3 protein-coding genes are annotated in these 2,975 nt (G+C 32.8%); 1 reads left to right on the top strand and 2 read right to left on the bottom strand.

Annotated elements, in window-relative coordinates; translation table 11 throughout:
• The first annotated feature begins 281 nt into the window (after window positions 1-281).
• Window positions 282-746 carry a YkyB family protein gene (locus tag AN959_RS20060; protein WP_082355233.1) on the top strand — a complete coding sequence of 155 codons (465 nt, stop codon included), beginning with the start codon at window positions 282-284 and terminating at the stop codon, window positions 744-746.
• A gap of 175 nt (window positions 747-921) precedes the next feature.
• Here AN959_RS20060 and AN959_RS20065 read toward each other — a convergent pair whose 3' ends face one another.
• Together AN959_RS20065 and AN959_RS20070 are read right to left on the bottom strand one after the other, a co-directional pair.
• Window positions 922-1,827 (bottom strand): chemotaxis protein, encoded by a 906-nt coding sequence (locus tag AN959_RS20065; RefSeq protein WP_056833374.1) that lies wholly within the window; start codon window positions 1,825-1,827, stop codon window positions 922-924.
• A gap of 129 nt (window positions 1,828-1,956) precedes the next feature.
• Complete coding sequence (locus tag AN959_RS20070) at window positions 1,957-2,826, bottom strand: NAD(P)-dependent oxidoreductase (RefSeq protein ID WP_082461125.1); 870 nt, start codon at window positions 2,824-2,826, stop codon at window positions 1,957-1,959.
• Window positions 2,827-2,975 lie beyond the last annotated feature (149 nt).

Consider the following 2,975-nt stretch of genomic DNA (forward strand, 5'->3'; position numbering starts at 1 on the left):
AATATTAAAGAATTTTCATTTATTATATCTACTATATAATTTTTTACAGCAAGTGCTATTTCTGCTGAATTATTCATTTAATCCTCCAATATATACATCAAAAATTTATATGCCCTCTGTATTTTAAAGTACTTTACTATATTTTATCGACCAATTTTTATTTATGTTTAATTTACCAATCGATATATTTTCATATGATATATTCATTGATTTTTGTATACAATTAAACTGGAAATTGGTATGATTAAAGTATCTATATGAATAAGCGGAGGAGGGATGTTATGACTAATACAACCGATGATAAACGTATCGCTACAGCTATTTATACTGTTAATCGACATGCTAAAACCGCAATTGACAACAAGCCGCTATACGAATTAAAGAAGTTAGCACTCCATAAAATGTTAACCGAAAACAAGGCAAAAAAAATTGGACTACACTTTGTTCGAAACCCTAGATTCAGTCAGCAACAATCCTCAGTATTAATACAATGTGCAGACTATTATTTTCATGTAATTCCAGTAAAAGAGGATTTTAAGAACTTGCCACACCTCGGCCATCTTGATGAAACCTATAGAAATCCAATACGTAAAATGAATTTACGGTTAGCAAAACAATTACTAACGGAATATATAGGACCTCAGTCTATAAAAGACATAAAAAAAACCTCTAATCGAATTCCTTTATATCCTAACAAATATGCAAATACTTTTAAGAAACCATCAAAATCTTATTTAGATCAATAATAATGAAATCTTGCAATTATACATAATAAGCTAGCATGGTAAACATGCTAGCTTTTTTGTGGCAATAGGTATTTATTGTTGTATTTAATTTAAGGTACTATTACACTTACAAAATGGATATAAGCTGCAGCACCTGATGGAAAGCAATTAGATATGTATAATCTACTTATCCTTTTTATAATATAAATTGATCTATTTTTAGAACTAATTCTGCTATTTCCGGTTTACTAATTTGATCTTCAGCACCTACTTGGTCCCCTTTATGGCGGAGATCATCGGTAATTAAACTAGAGAATATTAAAACAGGAAGCTTACCTAAATTACTGTTTTCTTTAATTTTTCTTGTTAAGGTATGTCCATCCATTTGGGGCATTTCTATATCCGTGACAACTAATTGAACATGCTCCGATACATCTGGTGATACTTTTTCCAAGCTTTCTAAATAAGCAAGCGTGTCTATTCCATTTTCAAAAAATTCAATGTTTACGTAACCTGCTTCACTTAATGTGTCATTCAATAACTTTCTTAGAAGCGGTGAATCTTCTGCAACTACAATTTTCTTATTAGAACGTTCACGATTTCCAAGTTTTTTTACTGATTCTACATTAATTCCTGATTCTGGATTAATATCTACGATGATTCGTTCAAAATCAAGCAATAGAATCATTTCCTCATTTCGCTTAATTACCCCAATCACATGAGAAGCGCTACCTTGATATATATCCGAAGGTTTTTCTATTTGGTTCCAAGATATACGATGAATCTGTGTCACATTATCGACATGAAAAACAACTCTTTGTTTGTTAAACTCCGCCACTATATATTTTTCCTGTTCATTTTTAGGTCCTACAGGCAATGCTAGAACCTTTGCCATACTTACAACTGGAAGAACCTCTCCTCGTAATTGCACAATGCCCTCCACATGTGGGTGTGCATGAGGTATAAAAGTAACTTGGATTGGCTGAATAATTTCCTTAACTTTAATAACGTTTATACCAAACTTATTTGAACCAACTTGAAACTCAACGATTTCTAATTCATTCGTTCCACTTTCAAGTAAAATACCTTTTTGCTCATTCATATGACTCGTCCCTTCATCTACAAATCTTTAAATAGATTGTACCATAGAGTAGTTAATAGTTCCTATACCATTTGTATTATTTTAATTCTCTATATGAAGAAGAAGTTTGGCCTTATTAAAAATTTGATATCAAATGTACGCTTTTATTAAAGTATGAGTACCATTATTTTCATAGCCTTGTTCGACTATTTCTTCATACATAGACTTCGCAAGTTGCAATCCAGGAAGCTGTAGATTCATTTTTTCTGCTTCATCTAATGCAATCTTCATATCTTTTACAAAATGTTTAATATAGAATCCAGGTTCAAAATTCTCCGCAATCATTCTTGGCGCTAAATTGCTTAATGACCACGATCCTGCTGCTCCCGTTGAAATGGATCGTAAAACTTCTTCTAAATCCAAACCAGCTTTTTTACCATAAGCGAGTGCTTCACAAACCCCAATCATGCCTGTAGCGATTGTAATTTGATTACACATTTTTGTATGCTGACCAGCACCAGAAGGGCCTTGGTATATTACTGTTTCCCCAAATAAGCTTAAAACAGGTAGTACTTTTTCGAACGTAGCTCTTTCTCCACCGCACATAATAGAAAGCTTACCTAATTGCGCTCCTACATCTCCTCCAGAAACAGGAGCATCTAATGAGTGCATTCCTTTTTCTTTCGCCTCTTTTTCTATTTTTTGTGCTAGTGTTGGTGTTGAAGTTGTCATATCGATCATAATAAGTCCCTTGTTATCTGCTCTTAATATCCCTTGTTCACCTAAGTATACTTCCTCTACATCATATGGGTATCCAACCATTGTAAAAACAATTTGTGAAGTGCTAGCTATTTCCCATGGAGTGCTTGCCCAAGTTGATCCTAACTTAATCAGTTCTTCTGCTTTTTCTCTTGTTCTCGTATAAATATTTACTTCATGACCAGCCTTTAATAAATGCTTTACTAGACTTTTCCCCATTACACCTGTTCCAATAAAACCAATTTTCAGTTTATTATCCACTTTGATTCCCCCAGTAATATTTTATAAGTATAGTGTACCAAAAAAAGAGGACCATCCAAATAATTTGGATGGTCCTTAAAAAGGGGGAAATGAGAATGTTGCTGTGTTCTTTATTACTATGCCCCGTATTTCATAGTTTTAAACATCTT

The organism is Psychrobacillus sp. FJAT-21963, assembly GCF_001420585.1.
GTDB lineage: Bacteria > Bacillota > Bacilli > Bacillales_A > Planococcaceae > Psychrobacillus.